Source organism: Leptospira venezuelensis (genome assembly GCF_002150035.1).
In the GTDB taxonomy this organism is placed as follows: Bacteria; Spirochaetota; Leptospiria; order Leptospirales; family Leptospiraceae; genus Leptospira_B; species Leptospira_B venezuelensis.
In genome coordinates this window covers 1619855-1639511 of sequence record NZ_NETS01000010.1, presented here as the reverse complement: position 1 = coordinate 1639511, position 19657 = coordinate 1619855, and the positions used below count along the sequence as shown (strand labels likewise).

Annotated in this window: 23 protein-coding genes; 12 read left to right on the top strand and 11 right to left on the bottom strand. The window is 39.5% G+C overall.

The features are described from left to right. Positions 1-2 precede the first annotated feature (2 nt). The 5 genes from B1C82_RS15040 to B1C82_RS15020 are packed head-to-tail and all read left to right on the top strand — an operon-like array spanning position 3 to position 4258. Positions 3-353 carry a bleomycin resistance protein gene (locus B1C82_RS15040; RefSeq protein WP_086448312.1) on the top strand — a complete coding sequence of 117 codons (351 nt, stop codon included), beginning with the start codon at positions 3-5 and terminating at the stop codon, positions 351-353. After that, complete coding sequence (locus tag B1C82_RS15035; RefSeq protein WP_086448311.1) at positions 350-1207, top strand: heme/hemin ABC transporter substrate-binding protein; 858 nt, start codon at positions 350-352, stop codon at positions 1205-1207. The genes B1C82_RS15040 and B1C82_RS15035 overlap by 4 nt, the downstream gene beginning before the upstream one ends. Beyond that, the gene (locus B1C82_RS15030; protein ID WP_086448310.1) at positions 1204-2334 is read left to right on the top strand and encodes a FecCD family ABC transporter permease; all 1131 of its coding nucleotides are present in this window, start codon (positions 1204-1206) and stop codon (positions 2332-2334) included. The genes B1C82_RS15035 and B1C82_RS15030 overlap by 4 nt, the downstream gene beginning before the upstream one ends. Next, positions 2331-3158, top strand: a complete 828-nt coding sequence (locus tag B1C82_RS15025) for an ATP-binding cassette domain-containing protein (RefSeq protein ID WP_234008415.1) — start codon at positions 2331-2333, stop codon at positions 3156-3158. The genes B1C82_RS15030 and B1C82_RS15025 overlap by 4 nt, the downstream gene beginning before the upstream one ends. Before the next feature lie 14 nt (positions 3159-3172). Beyond that, complete coding sequence (locus B1C82_RS15020) at positions 3173-4258, top strand: hemin-degrading factor (protein ID WP_086448309.1); 1086 nt, start codon at positions 3173-3175, stop codon at positions 4256-4258. 53 nt (positions 4259-4311) lie between these two features. On the opposite strand, the gene B1C82_RS15015 is transcribed toward B1C82_RS15020, so the two are convergent. The 3 genes from B1C82_RS15015 to B1C82_RS15005 form a co-directional block, all read right to left on the bottom strand. Next, positions 4312-4740: a DoxX family protein gene (locus B1C82_RS15015; protein WP_086448308.1), complete on the bottom strand. Its 429-nt coding sequence runs from the start codon at positions 4738-4740 to the stop codon at positions 4312-4314. 145 nt (positions 4741-4885) lie between these two features. Next, a complete protein-coding gene (locus B1C82_RS15010; protein ID WP_086448307.1) occupies positions 4886-5458 on the bottom strand; it encodes an MORN repeat-containing protein in 573 nt (190 codons plus the stop codon). Positions 5459-5514: 56 nt separating this feature from the next. Further along, complete coding sequence (locus B1C82_RS15005) at positions 5515-6750, bottom strand: metallophosphoesterase (RefSeq protein ID WP_086448306.1); 1236 nt, start codon at positions 6748-6750, stop codon at positions 5515-5517. Between the two features lie 133 nt (positions 6751-6883). Between B1C82_RS15005 and B1C82_RS15000 the strand changes: the two genes are divergently transcribed. Next, positions 6884-8647, top strand: coding sequence for a GAF domain-containing SpoIIE family protein phosphatase (locus B1C82_RS15000; RefSeq protein ID WP_086448626.1), 1764 nt, complete (start codon positions 6884-6886; stop codon positions 8645-8647). Between the two features lie 50 nt (positions 8648-8697). Here B1C82_RS15000 and B1C82_RS14995 read toward each other — a convergent pair whose 3' ends face one another. After that, positions 8698-9843, bottom strand: coding sequence for a M14 family metallopeptidase (locus tag B1C82_RS14995; protein WP_086448305.1), 1146 nt, complete (start codon positions 9841-9843; stop codon positions 8698-8700). Positions 9844-10214: 371 nt separating this feature from the next. Here B1C82_RS14995 and B1C82_RS14990 point away from each other — a divergent pair, with 371 nt between their 5' ends. Together B1C82_RS14990 and B1C82_RS14985 are read left to right on the top strand one after the other, a co-directional pair. Beyond that, positions 10215-10499 carry an LIC10816 family protein gene (locus tag B1C82_RS14990; protein WP_086448304.1) on the top strand — a complete coding sequence of 95 codons (285 nt, stop codon included), beginning with the start codon at positions 10215-10217 and terminating at the stop codon, positions 10497-10499. Positions 10500-10562: 63 nt separating this feature from the next. Further along, on the top strand, positions 10563-11261 hold the full coding sequence (locus B1C82_RS14985; RefSeq protein WP_086448625.1) for a DsbA family protein: 699 nt from the start codon (positions 10563-10565) through the stop codon (positions 11259-11261). Between the two features lie 19 nt (positions 11262-11280). Here B1C82_RS14985 and B1C82_RS14980 read toward each other — a convergent pair whose 3' ends face one another. The 3 genes from B1C82_RS14980 to B1C82_RS14970 form a co-directional block, all read right to left on the bottom strand. Then, positions 11281-12444, bottom strand: coding sequence for a hypothetical protein (locus B1C82_RS14980; RefSeq protein ID WP_086448303.1), 1164 nt, complete (start codon positions 12442-12444; stop codon positions 11281-11283). Next, the gene (locus B1C82_RS14975; RefSeq protein ID WP_086448302.1) at positions 12441-12806 is read right to left on the bottom strand and encodes a hypothetical protein; all 366 of its coding nucleotides are present in this window, start codon (positions 12804-12806) and stop codon (positions 12441-12443) included. Before B1C82_RS14975 ends, B1C82_RS14980 begins: the two co-directional genes overlap by 4 nt. Before the next feature lie 100 nt (positions 12807-12906). Further along, positions 12907-13929, bottom strand: coding sequence for a zinc-dependent alcohol dehydrogenase (locus B1C82_RS14970; RefSeq protein ID WP_086448301.1), 1023 nt, complete (start codon positions 13927-13929; stop codon positions 12907-12909). Between the two features lie 90 nt (positions 13930-14019). On the opposite strand from B1C82_RS14970, the gene B1C82_RS14965 reads away from it, so the two are divergent. Beyond that, on the top strand, positions 14020-14631 hold the full coding sequence (locus B1C82_RS14965; RefSeq protein ID WP_086448300.1) for a TetR/AcrR family transcriptional regulator: 612 nt from the start codon (positions 14020-14022) through the stop codon (positions 14629-14631). On the opposite strand, the gene epsC is transcribed toward B1C82_RS14965, so the two are convergent. The 4 genes from epsC to B1C82_RS14945 all read right to left on the bottom strand — a co-directional run bounded on the left by epsC (position 14628) and on the right by B1C82_RS14945 (position 16445). Further along, the gene (gene epsC / locus B1C82_RS14960; RefSeq protein ID WP_086448299.1) at positions 14628-15173 is read right to left on the bottom strand and encodes a serine O-acetyltransferase EpsC; all 546 of its coding nucleotides are present in this window, start codon (positions 15171-15173) and stop codon (positions 14628-14630) included. The genes B1C82_RS14965 and epsC overlap by 4 nt on opposite strands. A gap of 9 nt (positions 15174-15182) precedes the next feature. Continuing rightward, complete coding sequence (locus B1C82_RS14955) at positions 15183-15584, bottom strand: phage holin family protein (protein WP_086448298.1); 402 nt, start codon at positions 15582-15584, stop codon at positions 15183-15185. A gap of 8 nt (positions 15585-15592) precedes the next feature. After that, positions 15593-15781 (bottom strand): hypothetical protein, encoded by a 189-nt coding sequence (locus B1C82_RS14950; protein ID WP_086448297.1) that lies wholly within the window; start codon positions 15779-15781, stop codon positions 15593-15595. Between the two features lie 61 nt (positions 15782-15842). Next, complete coding sequence (locus tag B1C82_RS14945; protein WP_086448624.1) at positions 15843-16445, bottom strand: hypothetical protein; 603 nt, start codon at positions 16443-16445, stop codon at positions 15843-15845. A 183-nt stretch (positions 16446-16628) separates the two neighbouring features. On the opposite strand from B1C82_RS14945, the gene B1C82_RS14940 reads away from it, so the two are divergent. The 3 genes from B1C82_RS14940 (at position 16629) to leuA2 (ending at position 19646) form a co-directional block, all read left to right on the top strand. Next, positions 16629-17504, top strand: a complete 876-nt coding sequence (locus B1C82_RS14940) for a hypothetical protein (protein ID WP_234008417.1) — start codon at positions 16629-16631, stop codon at positions 17502-17504. Continuing rightward, positions 17443-18054, top strand: coding sequence for a tetratricopeptide repeat protein (locus B1C82_RS14935; RefSeq protein WP_199775804.1), 612 nt, complete (start codon positions 17443-17445; stop codon positions 18052-18054). The genes B1C82_RS14940 and B1C82_RS14935 overlap by 62 nt, the downstream gene beginning before the upstream one ends. Positions 18055-18428: 374 nt before the next feature. Beyond that, the gene (gene leuA2 / locus B1C82_RS14930; RefSeq protein ID WP_234008426.1) at positions 18429-19646 is read left to right on the top strand and encodes a 2-isopropylmalate synthase LeuA2; all 1218 of its coding nucleotides are present in this window, start codon (positions 18429-18431) and stop codon (positions 19644-19646) included. Positions 19647-19657: the final 11 nt, after the last annotated feature.

Below are 19657 nucleotides of genomic sequence, written 5' to 3'. Positions count from 1 at the left end.
AAATGAAAGATCCAAAACTACTCTCGATCGTTCCCCAACTTCCGGTTTTAGATCTTTCTATATCCCAAAAATTCTACACGGAAGTTTTAGGTTTCGAGCTGAGGGCAGAATATTCTAATCTACTAATATTCTTCTTGGACGGACAAGAACTTCATTTATGGGGTTGCGACGATCCCAAAATTCCGGAAGTATCAAGCTGTTATATTCGTGTTCAAAATATAGAGTCTTATTTCGCAAAATATAAATCCGCGATTCATCCCAAAGGGACCCTGGAAGACAAACCATGGGGGATGAGAGAATTTTACGTTTTGGATCCCGACAAAAATCTTTTAAAATTCGGAGAACCGATATGAAAAAAATCCTAGTATGGGCCTTGTTCCTTTGCCTTCCAATAAGTTCAGCTTTTGCTGAAAATAAAGAACTTAGGATCGTAACATTAAACGGAACTGTTTCTGAGATCGTTTTCGCATTAGGAAAAGGTAAACTAGTTGTAGGAAACGATACTTCTTCTCTTTATCCTCCGGAAGCGGTAGCACTTCCTAAAGTGGGTTATCAGAGAATGCTTTCCGCAGAAGGTATTCTATCCTTAAAACCTAATTTGATCTTGGGATTAGAATATGCAGGTCCTCCTGAAGTAATTGAACAACTTAAATCTGCAGGTTTAAAAGTGATTATCTATCCTGGACAACCAGGAGTTGAGCCTGCGTTAAATAATATTCTTGCGATCGGAAAAGAGATAGGAGCCGAAAAAGAAGCCCAAAAGATCGTACAGGATATCCGCAAAAAAAAATTCAAAATTGCGGAGAAGGTTTCTAAATTAAAATCAAAACCGAAGGTCCTATTCTTATATCATAGAGGAACAAGCCTCGCTCAAGTTTCCGGAACAGAAACCCCCGCGGATGAAATGATCCGACTCAGCGGAGGGATTAATGCAGTAAATGGATTCAAAGGTTTTAAACCGATCACTCCAGAAGCTGTCATTGCTGCGCAGCCAGATATAATCTTAATTCCAAGCAGAGGCCTAGAAAGTCTTGGTGGAAAAGACGGAGTATTCAATCTTCCGGGAGTGAAAGATACTCCTGCGGGAAAAAAATCCAGAGTGGTTGCAATAGACGATTTAATTCTTCTAGGTTTCGGCCCAAGACTTGGTCAAGGTATCGAAGAATTATTCGAATCCTTTCATCCAAAAATATCGGATAAGAAATGATCGTATCCTCTCCAGAAATTTCTTCTCCTGAAATGAAAATTAAAGGGGAAGAAAAGAAGAAAAGAACAGGACGTAAAGTCCCCGCGACACTCGTATATGCGTTGTTAGTTGTTGGACTTTTCGGAATAGGGATCCTTTCTCTCAAATTTGGATCCATCCAGCTTTCAACGGGAGAGATCCTAAGAGTATTACTATCTGGACAGGATTCCCTATCCGAGTTGGAAGTCCCACATTCCATTTTGGTCTGGAATCTGAGAATGCCCAGGCTTGTTTTATCTATGTTAGTTGGTGCATGCCTTGCTTCTGCAGGAGTTTGTATACAAGGATTATTCCGAAATCCGTTAGTTGAACCTGGATTTATTGGAGTAAGTCCTGGAGCGGCATTAGCCGCTTCTACTTGGATCGTATTTTCAGAAAAAATACTTACGTTCTTTCCGGCCGAGTTAAGAGGAAAAGAAAGTTTCTTATTACAGTTATGCGCTTTTGCGGGAGCACTTTCAGTTTCATTCTTTTTGCATATTGTATCAAAAAGAGAAGGCGGAGGATTTTCACTAGTTCTGGTGCTCGCTGGAATAGCAGTAAATGCAACTGTAGTTTCTTTTTTAGGATTTTTATCTTATCTAGCAGATGATACACAACTTAGGAACCTAACCTTTTGGAGTTTAGGAAGTATGGCGGTTGCTAGCTGGCATAAGATTTATTTACTAGGAACAGTTCTTTTAGTTGTTACCTTCTTCTTTCCTGTTTTATCCAGGGGTTTGGATGCATTAGCATTAGGAGAAGCAGAAGCTTTTCATACAGGCTTCAAGGTTAGAAGAATCAGAAATCTTACCATCGTTCTTGCAAGTCTCTTAGTAGGGGTAAGTATTTCTATCTGTGGAAACATAGCATTCGTCGGCTTGATCGTTCCTCATATTCTAAGAATGGTTTTAGGGCCAGGCCATAAAACATTATTGCCTGCTTCTTTATTCGGAGGAGCACTTCTTCTTGCAATAGCAGATCTAACAGCACGCACCATCGCATTCCCATCTGAACTTCCGATCGGTATAATCGCCGCAGGGATTGGTGGTCCATTCTTCTTATTCTTAATCTTACAAGCAAAACGTAGAGAAGGAGAATTCAGATGAGTTTAGTACTATCGGATATTTCCTTATCCAGAGGCGGAAGGTTCTTATTATCGGGAGTCAATTTAAGTTTGTATCCTGGAGAACTTTTAATCGTGCTCGGTCCGAATGGAGCGGGAAAATCCACATTATTAAAATTATTTTCCGGAGAAATATCTCCAGATAAAGGATTGGTGCTATTGGATGGGATCCCTTTATTAGAGTATGATTCGGAAGACTTAGCTCTCAGAAGAAGTGTTCTTTCTCAAGAATCAGAGATCCATTTTCCATTTATCGCAGATGAGATCGTTCGGATGGGAAGATCCTGCTCTAAATTAAGAATACCTAAACCATTAGAGGACCAAATCACTGAAGATGCATTTCATGCGGTTCATCTAGGAGAAAGAGAAAGATTCCAAACTTATAATAAACTATCTGGTGGAGAAAAACAAAGAACCCAGATGGCGAGGGTTTTAGTTCAGGATAAAGAACCAACCCAAAGAGAAAGTTACGTTCTTTTGGACGAACCGGGTGCCTCTCTTGATCCGAACAGAATACATTCTTTATTAGAAAAAGCAAAACAACTGAGTAAAGAAGGAAGAGGAGTTCTCTGCATTCTTCACGACTTGAACCTTGCTTTAAGATACGCGGACCGGATAGCAGTATTAAAAGAAGGTAAAATACTAGCGGATGGATTTCCAGAAAATATTCTAGATGAGGAATTTGTCTTAGAACATTTCCGATTGAGAACTAAAAAAGTTCCTTTCCCCGAAGGAGGACATTATCTTATCCCCCTCGGTCCAGCAGAACCAAATAAAATAAACGGCCTACCCTACACACAATGCTAAAGGAGTCAAAGAAAATGTCCATCGCTGAATCGTTAGAAATCGAGAATATCATTAAAGATTGGAAAAAGATCAAAGAAACACAACCTCGGCTTAGAGCTAGAGAGATTGCTACCCAGCTTAAAACTTCCGAAGGTGGACTACTTGCTGCCTCCGAAATTTCAAAGACAGAAGGATTTCCGCAAGTTTCTTCTCTCCAAACAAATTGGGGAGAATTATTCTCCAAATTCGGAGAGTTGGGTCATGTAATGGTACTTACTCGAAATGAAGCTTGCGTACATGAAAGAAAGGGAATATTTGAAAAGGTAAGTTCAGGTCCTGGACATATCTTAGTCGTTGGAACCGATATTGATCTCAGACTTTTCCCAGGTATCTGGAAATTCGGGTTTGCTGTAGAAGAGCCTAAACAAGATTCCATACAAAGGTCTTTTCAATTTTTCAACGAAAATGGAGAAGCAATGTTTAAACTTTTCCTTACTGATAAATCAAATATATCTGCTTGGGAAAAATTAAGATCAGAATTTAAAAACGGATCTCCCGACTTCTCTCCCTTATTTTCATCTGAAACTAAGAAAACAATTACAAATGTTGAGAAAAAAGAACTCAGTCTTGAAGCCAAAGAAGAGTTTCTGAACGATTGGGAAAAATTAGAAGACACTCACGAATTTTTCTCTCTATTAAAAAAACATGGTGTATCTAGGATACAATCTATGGAACTTGCTAATGGAAAATTCACTAAGACCGTAGAGCCAAAAGCAGTATTAAGAATGTTGGAAATGGCTTCCTTGGATAGAAGCCCTATAATGGTCTTCGTAGGAAATCCAGGATCTATCCAGATCCATACGGGAGAAGTTACCAATATTAAAGTTTTAGAATCCTGGTGGAATGTTCTGGATCCAGAATTCAATCTACACCTAAGAACCGATCTGATCTCTAAAGTTTATATCGTAGATAAACCTTCTAAAGACGGAGTCATCCACTCCATGGAAGTATACGATGCAGATGGAGAATTGATCGTTCAGTTTTTCGGGAAAAGAAAACCTGGACAACCGGAAAGAACCGACTGGGTAGGATTACTAGATAGAGTATCCGAGCCGGCTTAAGAAAAGAATACCGTTAGCTCTTTAGAATATTAAAGAGCTAACGAAGCGTTCCTTTAAACACTCTTATGTGTTTCTATATAAAAATCCGCCGAGATACGACCGGATCCATACAAAGAAAAGTGCAAAAGTAAAAGTAGGATCATGGATGCATAAGGTAAATTCGATCCTGCGGACACAAAACCTTCTCTCGCGTGGATGAACAAAACGGCTCCGACTAGTACAGGCAATTGCAAAATCGCAGAGAATCTAGTCAGAAGTCCTACCATCAGCAGCAGACCTCCACAAATGTGAGCAATCACTATATAATGAGCTAGCAATGTGGAAGCGTAAGGAGCATTATTCAATTCCATGAGTCGGATAAGCGCATCCGTGTCAGCAAGGAATGCGAGTCCCTTATACACCAGAACCCCGCCCAAATATACGCGGACCATATCGATCCACCAATCCCGATGAGTCTGTAACCAATCATGCCATCTTTCCATAAGGACCTCCGTCCTGCGATGGAACATTCTATCTTTCTTTTTTTGAAAAGCAAGACCTCTTGCAAAAAAGAGATCCAATATAATCGAACAATCGTTTATTAATATTTATGCAAGCTCATCCGAAAGGATTATATTTTAATAAGTATCATTTGCAGAATAGCTTCCGATTCTCTAATCTGCATCGAGTAGTTTTACCGGCTTTGGTATACTTGCCGTTGCCATTCCCTTCTGCAGTAAATGATCCACTAAAAACAGAACCGTCTCGAAACACATAACGTCCTGCGCCTAATTTTTTATCTTCAGACCAATTTCCTTCGTATCTGTCTCCATCTGAATAAGCTAGAGTCCCCCAACCTTCTCTCATCTCTCCTGAAAATCTGCCCGAGTAGACATCTCTTGTATCATAAAGATAAACACCTTCACCGTTCTTACAATTTCCCTTTTTACATCCAGGAGAACCACTTGCAAAAGATCTTAAACTTACAGCCGGAGTTGGTTCAGGTTTTCTTTCGATAGGCTTGCCATCTGCATCTTCATCGAAATATTCTCTAGAAGAAATATCAGAATCTTGATCTCTATCATCTGCTTTCTTTTTGGGCTTTAATCTTTCGATCTCTGGGTTGGACTTTGGCTTAGGTTTGGAACAATTAAAAAAGAAGAAGTAACTGGAAGATAAGAAAACGGATAATGCAATAGAACTGAAAATTTTTTTGACCATTCTGGATCCCGGATTCCCTACAGAGAGCCCGGGAAGATCAGAATGTCAATAAAGTTCTAAGAATGTTTTTCCAAAACAAGAAGAGTAATTTCAGAAGGAGCACCTATTCTGATAGGAGGTCCCCAATATCCTGTACCTCTACTCACGTAAAGTTGGGTATCTTCCCATTTACTCAAACCAGCCACAAACTTTTGGAATAGATGGATGAAAACATTCCCAGGAAAATATTGGCCTCCGTGAGTATGACCAGAAAGCTGAAGATCATATCCCACCTTAGCAGCTTCAAAAACTGAATTTGGCTGGTGAGCAAGTAGCACCTTATAATGGGCATCTTCTATTCCGATAGAAGCTTGTTTCGGATCTGTTCTATGACCAGGGATCACTGTATGAGCTTTATAATCAGTCACACCTGCAACTGCGATCTTCGCACCATTATGATCTATTAGTTTATTCTGATTTAATAATACATTAATTCCAAGGTCTTCTAGTTCTCTGATCCAAGCAATTACTCCAGAATAATATTCATGGTTTCCTGTAACGAAGAATGTACCATACTTTGACTCCAGATCTTTCAAAGGAGAAACATGGTGTTTCAGCATATTTACTGTTCCATCTACTAAATCTCCAGTAATGGCAACTAGATCCGGCTCGAGAGAATTTGTTTTTGAAACTACACCTTCTAGAAAATTTCCTTTGATTGTAGGTCCTATATGAATATCAGAAAGTTGTGCGATCTTAAAACCATGAAGCCCGTCAGGCAAATCTTTTACTTTAATCCTCACATGCTTGACTGTAGGCGTTTTTTTAGCCTGATAAAATCCGAAAGCAGTTAAACCACCTGCAAGTCCCAAGAGAGCGAAAGAAGAGAATCTTGCTAAAAAATCCCCTCTACCAAATCTTTCCGATCCTAATAATGCCTCGGTTTCGGCTGATGCGACAGAAATACTTTTATATTGTAGAAGGTCCGAAAGATAGATAACGCCCTTCCAAGCCAAGTTTCCCAGATCCTTGAATACCACAAATGATACAAGAATAGTAGCAAATCCCAAAGTGGTAAAAGCGGAGTAAGCCCAGAACTTTTGCCACTGAGTTTCTCTAAAAAATAAACTTAAAAGATATGCACTAGGCGTGAGAAGGACCAGAAAAACTACGCCGATCCAAAGAGAAACCTTCTGAAAAGTTCCAAGCTCGAAAGGTGCGATCAAACGACTGGTCGCATAAGAATAACCTATCAAAAGAATTACGGTAAAAACACTGAGAAAAATCACTAACCTTTGCAAATCGAACTCCATACACAGGACTCTAATATCCGACCGAAAAAAAGGGTGGGAGTTCCTCCAAAAAACGCCTTTCTAACTTTTTGTTACTACGGAAAACGACAATCCGTTGACTTACTTTCCGATCCATGAGAGTCTTGCCCCATCTATGTCCACAATTGACTCGGAAGCCAGAAAATACAAAAGCCTACTGAACACGAGTACGATCCTAAACGCAAATCTGGACCTCTACCAACTTCTACCTTTGATCATGCTGTATTCCAAAGATCTGTTGGAAGCGGAAGCAAGCTCCCTATTTCTCTTAGAGGAGAAGGACGGATTTTTATACTGCGAAGTGGCCCTGGGCGAAAAAGGAGAGATCGTTCAAAAATATGCAAGGCTGGAACCTGGACAAGGAATTGCAGGCTGGGTAGCTAAAGAGAAAAAAGCAATCATACTTGAAGACGCATATACTGACCCAAGATTCAATCCTGCCTTGGATCAAAAAACTGGATTTAGGACTAGATCACTTGCATGTGTCCCTTTATACATTGCAGACAAGGTGATCGGAACTCTGGAAATCCTGAACAAATCTGACAACAGAAGTTTCGAAGCTTCAGATGTAGAGGTACTTAATTCACTTTCCGAAATGGCTGCGATCGCAATCAAAAATGCACAGGCTCATGAAACTCTGAAGAAGAGGGTGCTAGAGCTAAGACTACTTTACGAATTCGAAAAATTAACAGTCGCAGAAAAGAGTATTCACGAATTAGGAAATTGGCTCTTAGATAAGGTACTCGAATTTTTAGAAGCAAAAGCAGGAACAATCTACTTAGCAGACCCGACCTTGGAAGTATTAAGAGTCTTAGCTGCTAGGGGAATCCCAGAAGATGCAATCCACAATATACAAGTCCCTTATGGAGAAGGAATTTCAGGCTGGGTCGCAAAAGAAAAACAAAGCCTACTCATCCAAAATCTGGACGAAGACCCAAGATACGACAAAAGTGCAAAATATAAATTCGAAGCAAACTCGCTTATCTCCGCTCCATTATTATTTAGAGGAGAATTATTGGGAGTTATAAGCGTTAACAATAAATACTCAGGATTTGCATTCACACATGCTGATCTAGAAATGTTAGGCGCTATTGCAAATCGTTTAAGTGTAACTATCAAAAACGCAAACTTATTCCACAAAGTTTTGGATACGGACAGAGAACTAAAACGTGCCAGAGAAGTAATGCATAAGATACTTCCATCAAGTCTTCCATACGTGGGAGGCCTTGAGTTTGGAGTGCAACATATCCCTTACGACAATGTGGGTGGGGATTTTTATAACATTCTAAAATTGGATGAGAACCGAAGCGGTGTTTTAATCGCAGATGTTTCCGGTCATGGACTATCCGCCTCGGTAGTGGCCACAGTCATTCATACCGTAGTAAGTACATTCGATTCAGAAACATTAGGAAGTCCTTCCAAATTTTTCACCGCCTTAAACTACGCATTGTATAATAAATTAGCTGGAAATTTTCTAACTGCTTTTTATGCGATCATTCATACTGGGACAAATACAATGTCCTATACAAACGCAGGCCATAACCCACCTATCTTGTATAGAAAGGCAGAAGGAAGTTCCTTACATTTAGAAACAAAAGGAAAATTAGTCGGAGTTATCCCTGATCTTTTCTTTGAAGAGTACGTAACCGCTTTCCAGCCTCAAGACAGATTGGTATTATACACAGATGGACTTACGGAACATTCTAATTCAGAAAGAACAAGAAGATATAGTGAGGATTTGCTTACCCTAGCGGTTCGAAATCATTCTCAAGCACATTCTGCGGAAGCTGCTGAAAGTTTGATTAAGGAATGTAGAACCTATTGCCATAGATCTGATTTCGAAGACGATGTTACTCTGTTAATCATAGACAGGGTTTGATTTATCATCCTCAATTGGCCGTAGCCGGCGAACTGCGAGTCAATTCCTAACTATAACTTAGAAAACCTAGTTATCGCTTCCGGAACGATTCCGAAAACATGATCCATTGCGGCAAGTCTCCAGTCTTCTCTGTTCGGATAGAACATTTGTTTAAATTCTTCCCTCACTTTATCCGCTTCCGATTCGGATTTTGATCCATGGAATCGGATACGGTTTTCACTAATCATCAAGAAACTTCCTCGAATAGCTCCCATCATATTTAGGTTTCCAAAAGTCCCTAATTCAACTGTGAGAGGAAATAGATCCTTTTCTTTTCCTAAAACTTTTCCAAAGAAGTCCGTAAAATCTCCTGAGGTTCTATAAAAATCCTCTTCTCCTTCGTTTAAAAGAAGTCCGAAATCGCCGAAAACTTTTTTGAGATTTTTATCCGTCTTAGTACCGCTTTCTGCATTATGCATAAGGCTGAGACCGTTCTTTGCTCCATAACCTGTATGGAAGTCCAGGATCAAAATACGGTCATAAGGTTTTAAAACTTTTTTAAAGTACTTTCTTAAAACTCGGACCACAGGCTCAGGCTTTCTTCCTCCGTAATAGATCCCTTTCGGAAATTCATACTGACCATTTACTGCTGCATCCAAAACATATTTTGCACCGAAACGGATCAATACTCCGAAAAACCTGATAATAAAGAATATATACTCAAATAGAAAATTTCCGAATTCGGAACCTGGGTTTAAGAATCTTTGGATCTTTCTATATTTTTTATTTTTGAACTTCTTATGAAGTTTATCTCTTTTTAAAGCAAAGTTACGATTTAAGTCTACATTCCTTTCATTTACTCTAAGGAAATTTTTGAAACCGTGTGCATTGATACCGTGTAAGATCAGAAAGTCAGAATTTTTAGGAAGTTTGTAAGTGTTTTTATCATCTAGTAGGAATTCCTCAATCCACCTGCGCTGGAATGCGGAACCCGCAAATCCTTCTACCCCATGGATGCCAGAACTCATGATGACCAAACGTTTTGAAGTTTTCTTTTTTTCTCCCAAATAATAAACATCCAATTCCCCTCCGTCTTTAGGGATCTCCAGACATTCATAGTCAAAGCGTTCAAACTTGGATTTTAACTGTTTTCTATAGGATAAGAAGGCCTTTCTACAGGCTTCGTAGGTTTCTAAATAGTACGATAATACATCCACTGAATCACGAACATACTTAACACCGTTTCCCGGTCCAAAGAAAAATTTTACCTTTAGATTACGATTCGATGAAAAGAAGAAGGTCCGTTTGCGCCGATGATCAGCGACAGCAGGACTTCCGCGCGGCTAAAATAAAATAGTATATTAATTTATTATAATTATATAATGTAATTCAATTGACAAGACGGAAGACTATCACTTCCGTGATACATAAAATAAAAACATAATTTAACCCTTAAGAACTATAATGCAAAACTTATTATTAACCACTCGTTATATTACATGATGTTTTTTTAAAATAATTTTTCAACTCTTGTGAAATGTGCGAACCCCCTCATCGGTCTAACCTAGTACCTTAAGGAGGTATGAACATGGATACAGTGACCATCTTCGCATTAGCGCTTTTGGCTGTTCCTGTGTTTGCCCGGTTTGCCCGAGTATCCAAGGATGCGATGAATCGCTATCACCTAATCGGATTGGGAGGTCTTTTCCTAATTCTTGGTGAAGCTACGAAGATTACTGCGACTAAAGTTACACCTATAGCCGCAGTTCTTCCTATGATTGATATCGCAACTGCGATCCTAGCTTACGCGGGGGTACTTTTCGGGGTAGTATGGCTATCGCTCTACTACGTCAAACACCCGAACGAAATCTAAAAAGAATCCTCCTATTTGAAAAGGAAAGGAAAGGAAGGCGGGACAAGTTCCCGCCTTTTTTTGTTGGAAAAGATAAAAGAAAAATTATCTCTGTTCTCTGTGAGCTTAGAATTCAAACGTCCGGATACCAAACATTCCATCTTATACGTGGCCGATCCAATCTGTGCCTGGTGTTATGGCTTTTCCCCTGTTTTTGAAAAGATTAGAGAAAAATATTCCGACAAGATAGAATTTACATTAGTACTTGGTGGATTAAAATACGGACCCGATGCGGAGGAATTCACTGAAGACGTCACTGAAAAACTAAAATACCTTTGGAAGGAAGTAGAAAGGATCTCCAAAAGAAGTTTTAACTATAATATACTCCAAAATCGAAATATCAAATACGACTCTGAGCCCGGTTCCAGAGCAGTAATCACAGCACAAAGGATCAATCCTGCTTTATCTTTTGCTTTTTTAGATAAGCTACTAGAAAGTTTTCATGCAAAGGGAAAAGATCCAAGCAGTTTCGAAACGTACGCAGAGATCGCTTCTGAACTTTCACTTCCTTTAGATGAATTTAAGGAATTATACTATAGAGAAGAAACTCTTTTAGAGACCAGAAACGATTTCAATTATGGATATATCTTAGGTGTAACTGGATTTCCTTGCCTGGTGTTTTCGGACGGTTTAGACAGAGGAATTTTAACCAAAGGATATGCTTCTTTTGAAGAAGTAGATGCACTTTTAGGGGATTATTTCAGATCAATAGGAAGTTTTTAAACTATATTATATATTCTCTTTAATTATTTCCGTTAGCAGTATTTGCAGGAAATCTTTCCAAAATAATCTGTATGTCCTTTTCTTTACCTATTTCTAAAATAGCGCTGATATAATTTTTCAAACTAACTTTCGGAAGTTGTCCTGAAACTAATAACTTAGTTATTGCATCACTTCCTGTTGAAGATTTAATTCGAACATAATAATTCAGTAAAATCTCATCAAGCTGAGGGTCCTTATTCAATAATTGAATAAACCCTGATTCGTATTCTTTATCCTTGCCAGCGTAGCTGTAACGAATCTTTTCTTTGAGCTCGTAAAGTATCTTTTTCTTCTTATCAGTAGTCTTTAAATATAAATTCACTAAACCTACAACCGGCTCAGCTTTACCAGAATGTAATATTGTACGAATGTAAATATCCTCAGCTTCTTTGGAGACTTTTTGGGAGGTAAGAATGGAAAGCATAAGTGAAGTTCCCGCTAAAGAGCTAGATTTTACGAAATATCTCCCAAGAGCCCGATCCACTTCTATGTCCCTCTGTAAAAAGGTAATTAAATACGAATCAAATTTTGATTCATCTTTAACCGAGATACTATCTACCATACGAATCAACGAGAGATTCACGATCTCAGAATCCGCTCGAAATTTCTCGATCACCTTTTGGCTCAACTCAGGAGGCCAGTTATGGACCGGAATTTTTAATAATGCCAAAATGGTTGCCCTATCTCCTGATTCTAAAGCTTCCAAAACTGTCTTTTTAGGAACTGGGTTCGATTCTATTCTCGAGCGATCCACATTACCGTTGATGTCGAAGGAACTCCTTGCGAACAAGTCCAGAGTAAATACGATTGGGGTCATGACAATGGATATCGGAAGAAATCCCATATTCGTCACATAACCATTCCCTCGAGGTGTCCACAAAAGGTTAACGGTATCTCGAAACGCATCCGGAATCCTAATAATTGGATGAACGATGAGTAAATCTAAAAGACCAGCAACTAATCCCACGGAAATAAAAACGGGTGCTGCGAGAATTTTATAGCCTGTCTCCTCTGGAACTAAATTCTCCTCTACCTTTACAACCAAAGGAGTATTATTCCGATTGAATACTGCACAATTGGAAAAACCAAAAAAGAATATTAAAAAAATTGAAATTGCGTTTATGAAAAATTTCGAAGTTTTCATATATCAAAACCACTTCTTCCCAGAAAAGTGACCAAAAAAAACAAAGGACTAATCACTACTTTTGGCAAAAATACCACTGCTTGGAAAACGACACCACCTGACGGATCCTTCCAGACTGCTTTATAAGTATCATCTATCGCGTCCGGGATTACTGAGATAGGGTGAATTATAAAAACATCCAAGACTAAAGAAGTCAATCCAACCGGAATAAAGATCGGGGCTAACGCAATTTTTGCAGGAGTAGATTCAGGCTCTACTTTCTTGTCTAAATAATTAGTGAGTATTCGATTCTCTTTACGAAAAGAAGCACAGCTCGAAAAACAGATCGAAAATATTAAAATGAAAATAGCAGTCTTCTTCATGGACTCGGTAGACTAAAAAGAGAACATGAGGGAAAACGAATTGTCCACCTTTTTAAAAAAAATAAGGACGAGTTTCCCCGTCCTTGAATTCCAATGTACTTTATCTTACAAGTATCAACTTAGTCTCCTCTTCCAAAAAAGCATCCGCCGCCTCCGACCAAGACGCTTTGCGTGTGGTGACTTTAGAAGGATCGAAACCTTCTTCTTCTACTAATCTCAAAATTTCAGGGATCCACTCTCTGGATCTTACTCTTCCTAAGCGGATTGTGGCTCCATTATTATATAATTCCAAATAAGGAATTGGAATATTATTAGTCCAAAAAATAGAGGCACATCCATATTCTCCTTCTATCCCGAGAGATCTAAGACCGCAATCCCAACCTTCTGCAGTTCCGTTTGCATCTGCTACGATGTCAAACTTACCAAAACTTTTGGGAAAAGAAGTGACCTGCTCCACTTTCACTCCGTAAGATTCTGCAATCTCCAAACGTTTTTTATCCGTGTCTACATAAACAAGTTCGGCGGCACCCATATGTTTTGCAAGAGCAGCAGTATATAATCCGATGCTAGAGGCAAAACCTCCTAAAACAAGTACTGATCTATTCTTGTTTTGTCGGAGATGTATACCTACCAATTTCCAAGCTTCTACAATATTATCACTGATGCTTGCAATTGCACTAGGATCAGTCTTATTAGAAAAAGGAATTAACATTTCCTTTGCATATGGAACCAAAACTAAATCGGAAATTGCTCCGCCGAATTCTTTCGCCCCCTTCCCCATTCCATACGCGCTTGTATGCGGAACAGTACTACAACTCTTAGTCAGGCCTGTTTCACAATTCGCACAATGACCGCAAGAAATCTGGAATGGAACTGCGACACGAGTTCCTTTAGGAAAGATTGAAGCTAACTCTTCGCTTGTTTCAATGATCTCTCCCACGAACTCATGGCCTAATGGAAAAGGAGGGCGGAATAATGTTTGTCCTCTTAAAATAGGAAGATCCAAATCGCATCTGGCAACCGCCAGAGGGCGGACCAATGCTTGGTTCGGCCCTGAAAGTTTAGGATCCGGGACTTCTTCCCATTCTACCCGATTTCTCTTAGAAAATAGCAATTGTTGCATGGTTTTCCTCCAATAGACCAATTAGTCTATCCGCAATCGTCCTCATAAAAATAGGATAGACCAGTTAGTCTACAATTTTATTTTAGTCCGATGGGCAAACGAAAACCGGAACCTGCCTCCCTAGAAGGCCCCTTTGAGAGAATTGCATCCACTGCGGTGCGTTTAATGTATTCTCAAGGGTATGCTGGGACTTCTATCAATCAGGTGATTGATGAGTCGGAATCGCATAAGGCAAGTTTTTATAGATACTTCCAAACAAAAGAAGATCTGGGAAAAGAATACTTAGAACGCCAAGGTAAGGATTTTCAAGCGGGTTGGGAAAGACTTATGGAAAGATCCGAAACTCCCCAAGAATTTGTGCATAGATGGATGGCACTTTTGAAAAAGCAGGTTAAATCCGGAAAATATTTCGGATGCCCTCTCGCTAGATTTATGGGAAGTTTAGATAAACCAGAGCCGGATCTTGCGGAGAGAAGTTCTTCCGTATTGGAATCTTGGACTTCTTGTCTGGAGAATTATTTCGAGAAGAATAAGAAAGTTTCTGCACTTCCTGCAAACTTCGATTCCAGAAAAAAAGCTGAATTATTTCTGAAATTATTCCAAGGCAATTCACAATTTTATGTGATGACCCACGATCCTAAATATTTTAATGAATTAGAAGAGGAGATGCTTTCCGAATTGAAAAGTATCATAAAAGCTTAAACTATTTTTGTCTTCTTAAGAGAGATCTTCACTTTCTTTCCTTTTAATCTTACGATTTTTCCTGGAGCGCCCACCACTGTACAATTATCCGGTATATCATGATCAATGACCACAGCTTCCGCACCTATCTTCACATTATTGCCTATATGCACCGGGCCTAAAACCGTTGCCCGGGCACCGATTAGCACATTATTCCCTATTGTGGGGTGACGTTTCCCCTGGTGATTTCCTGTCCCACCTAGAGTAACTCCATGAAATAAGACACAATCATCTCCTATCTCTGCAGTCCCGCCAATAACGATACCCATTCCATGGTCTATAAATAACCCACTCCCTATTTTTGCACCTGGATGGATTTCAATTCCTGTTAGAAAACGATTAAACTGGGAAATAAATCGCGCCAAGAATTTTAATCTTATCTTATATAAAGGATATGCAATATACTTGTGCATCAGAATGGAATGTAAACCTGGATAAAGTATAAATTCCATTCCCCTAGCGGCAGGATCATTTTTAAAAATTGCTTGGATCTCTCGAATCATTCGGAAAATTTAATGGGACTTTTTCTTTTTACGATCTGATCTGGAATATTCTTCCTGACTTTCCCTTTTGGCTACATAGTTTGCCAAGGTGAGAATAGCTCCTCCCCAGAAAGCAGCCCAAAAGCCAGGCACGAATATTTTGTCAGGAAATATATTTGCAATCCAGAAGAGAACGATTGCATTCACAACAAGTCCAGCAATTCCCAAAGTCAGAAGATAAACCAGATATCCTACACCAAAGGTGACTAGGACCAAAAACCATCGTAAAACGAAATTTAGGAAACCGAAGAATAGAACGATAACTATAACGTCCCAAACACGATCGCTGACGCGAAATCCCGAATCAATGAGAGGAAAAACGAATACTACTACCAAGGATTGTAGTAAAATGGAAAAAAGAAGTCTGTACATCTATGTCCTTAAACTGTAGAATCTAGGAACTGTCCCAAATGAGGAGGTAATCCGCCTGGAGGAACCACCACTGTTTGCGGCTGCACTACGGCATTATCCGAGACGGAAGCTATATCTCTGGGTTGGTCTCCCACTAAAGCAGGAGCCGAAGAATCGGAATATAAAATTTGTCGAGATCCGACCGCCATATAAGGCATATTCTTCTTCCTTTCTGTTATATTCTTCCTATTAGACGAATTAGAAAAGCAAAATTATGATCTAACCTTCTATAACTAAACCACAATCCATCTTTTCTACTACGAATCCGGTATAGATCAATGGATAAAGTAAATAAGTCCCAAGACCTACCACCCAAGCTAGTCCAGTACGAGGAGTATCTTTCACTCCAGTACTTTTGAAAAATAAACGAAGCGATCGGAATGGTTTTTTTCCCGAGTCAGAGAATGCTAAAGTATTATCTGTAATCCCCAAACCACAGTTATGAGTGAGCTTATTTCCTTCGATAGAGATAAGCACTTCTTTTCTTTCAGATTTGCTCCAAGAAACTCTTCGAGTAACTGTACCTTCTAATTCTAGTTCTTTGGATCTAGCGCCTGTTCCAACTAAGATCGGAAATTTAGCGTATTCTCTATCCAATCTTCTGTCTTTGCCTTCAACCCCTGTGGCGAAAGTTGCCATTAAAGTTTTTACATCGTATTCCAAATCATCTTCAAATTGGACAAGCACAGGCATTTCGGATCTTTGTTCTCCGGAAGAAGGTATCTGAACTTCTGGATTTTGCCTTTCCGCTCCGGAGCAGGAAATAGCTAGAGAAAGAATAGATACAAAAAGTATAATAGAATATTTAGGGAATAAATTCATAAAATGCCAGGCACTTCTATGAAACCCCGTAAAGAATTTCTGTCCAGCGAAAATCGCGGTTTGACGGATACAAATCAGCAAAGGTTACAAACAAAACAGGTTATAGAAATTTATTTCCTATGTCCGACTTCGAAATTGATCAGGATATAAAATAAGCGCCAAGACCAATTGGGAAGGCCTATTATGCGAGCTTTATCAATAAACCATCAAATACTTCTAATATTTTCACGAACAAAACCTAAACGCAAATTTTCCAAACGAATCCAAATCCTAATTTTATTATCTATTTATTCTTGCTCTTCTTTTCCAAGAGGAGATAAATCATTAATTTCAAGAGAACACCAATATTCTTTATTCTACACGAATGAAGAAGGTAATATATACAGAACAGACCTGAGTCTTAAGACAAAATACAAAGACGCATTTGCAGATCTGGAAAAATTCGACTCAGAATTCATAAGCCCTCAAAAACAGAAATATACTGATAGGATCAAAGAGGTTTCCTTATATAAATCCGAACTCAAGAAAGATAGCAGTTCCATTGTTAGAAAATTAGGAGGAGTTCTTGCAATCGCAGCCATTACTCCGGTTCCATTTGCATTTGAGACCGCATTAGTTTTAGGAACAATCTATGTAACGTATCAAAAATTGAGTGAAACTTCAGAAGCAAAGATCAGAAAAAAACATGTAGAATTCCTAATCAATGAATGTGCTAACTCGGAAGATAGTTTGGAAGATTTCAAAGAAGATCATTTGGATAAATTTGTTTCCCGTTGGAAAAAAGAATTTATGAAAGAATCCAATCATTTTGTGAATGCAGACGATTGGGAAGATGTTCGCTTATTGGATACTCTTACTGAAAAATACCAAATAGATAAGGAATGGCTCAAGATCAATGCTGAATGGGAATGGAGAGCCTCCTCTCAACATTGTAATAGGGAAACCAAAGAGGAAAAAGATAGTCGTATCCATAAGGAAGAAAAGAAATGGAAAAAGAATGGATCCAAGACTGAAAACCGCATTGGACTATCTGAAAAAAGGGGACTCGTATTCCGCTAAGTCCGTACTCATCTCTTGGACAGAGTCTGAACCGAATAATCCTAACTCATTCTTTCATTTAGGAATGTGCCTCTCTCAATTGGGCGAAATGACTCCCGCAGAATCCGCGCTGCAAGAATGTATTCGTTTGGAACCCGCGCATGTACAAGCCTGGGTGGGACTTGGAGTTTTATTTGCCCGAAAAAAGGATAAACCCAAGGCAGAGTTCCATCTTTCCAAGGCATTGGAGTTAGACGATAACGATGTATTTGCGAAAAAAAATTTAGCAGCAGTTTATACAGGAGCTTCTAAATTTGATCGCGCATTAGATCTTCTTAAGGATCTTCCGGAATCTGAACTATCGGATTCCCCTACTCTATACGCATTAGCGATTTGTTATGTAAGAACAAATCGTTTCGAAGAAGCTAGAGAAACTTTCCATAAATTAGAGATCGTAGGAATTCCTGACCAAGTCAAAAAAGAATATCTTCAACTCAAACAATTGTTGGAAGAGAAACAATTCGAACAAGGCGGCATCTGGAGTTTTCTGAAAAAAGAAGAGGATATCTGATCAGGGCCTGCGACAGCGATGTGCAGGGGAAGTCGCAGAGCGACCGAAGCGCTAGCGTAGCCCGTAGCAGCGCGGCCCCGCGGGGAGTCGCCCAAATTTTTTCTTTTCTACTTGACTTCCTTTTCCAATTTGCCGAGTCTAAAACTAAGTATGGCGCAAAATTTTATCCAAGCTAATATGCTCGGTCTCCTCTTACTCCTTCTTTGGAGTTGAGAGGACGGAAACTTGCGCGTGCAAAAACCCGCCTCTGAGCGGGTTTTTTTGTTTTAGGGCTTATCCCGGCAAAATCTCTCGCTTGAGGCCGGAAAAAGAGAGTGCCCATGGAACAAAAATCAAATGCGATTATCGCGTCACAATATCCTTCCATCCAAGAGATGATCATACCCGGTCAGGGTTTGAAAACTCCTCCCGTCTCTCCATTCTTTATGGATGTTACATTAAGAGATGGTAACCAAGCATTACGTAAACCTTGGAACTTGGAAGAAAAAGAGATTATATTCAAGAGACTTGTAAAGTTAGGAGTGCAAGGGATAGAAGTTGGGTTTGCTTCCGCAAGTAAACAGGACTTTGACGCGTGCTCTTATCTTGCTTCTTTAGCTCCGGAGAATGTTGCGATCTCCAGTCTTTCGCGAGCCGTGGAGAAGGAGATAGATCTTTCTTGGGAAGCGATCCGAAAGGCACCTCGCCCAAGAATTCATATCGTTTATCCGATCAGTGATTTTACGATTAGGAATGTACTAGGAATTTCCGAAAAAGAAGTTAAAGAAAATATAATACGATCAGTCTCATATGCGCGAAAATTGGCAGGGAATTACGGAGAAGTCCAATTCTCCGGAGAACATTTCGGAGATTCTTTGGAGAATATGGACTTTGCAGTGGAAGCTTTTCAGGCCGCATTGGATGCAGGTGCTGATGTTGTAAATCTTCCGAATACAGTGGAAAGATACAGACCTTGCTTGTTTGTAGCAATGGTCCGAAAAGTTGCAGAGTCATTGCCTGGAGGAAGTAAAATTTCAGTCCACACTCATAATGATTTGGGAATGGCAACCGCCACCACTGTGGAAAGTTTTTTTGCAGGAGCCACTCAATTAGAAACTGCGTTAAACGGTTTGGGAGAAAGAGCTGGAAACACAAATACGTATGAGGTTGCAATTGCTCTTCACAATTGTGGCGTCAAAGTAGATTTGGATCTTCAGACAATTTATGAAACTTCCAGGATCGTTTCTCGGATGTCAGGAGTTCCAATCCCAGAGAAAGCTCCTTTGATCGGGGAAGATGTTGTCGCTCATAGAAGCGGGATTCACCAAGACGGAGTTTCTAAAACAAAAGACATGAAGAAGGGAGCTTATAGAGCTTTCGATGCAAATCTGATCGGAAGACCGGAAGGAGATAGAATCGCCTTTACAAGCCAATCAGGAAAATCGGCAATTTATGAAATTCTAATGCAATCTGGAATTTCCGTCTCCAAAGAAGAAGCTTCCAAATTGCAGCCTATTTTGAAATCCATCTCTGAGAATTCCGGAGGAGGAGAATTGTCCATCGAGGAGATCAAAACTGAATTGGGGAAATTGAGATTATTAGAAGCGCATTAGTATTTATCACC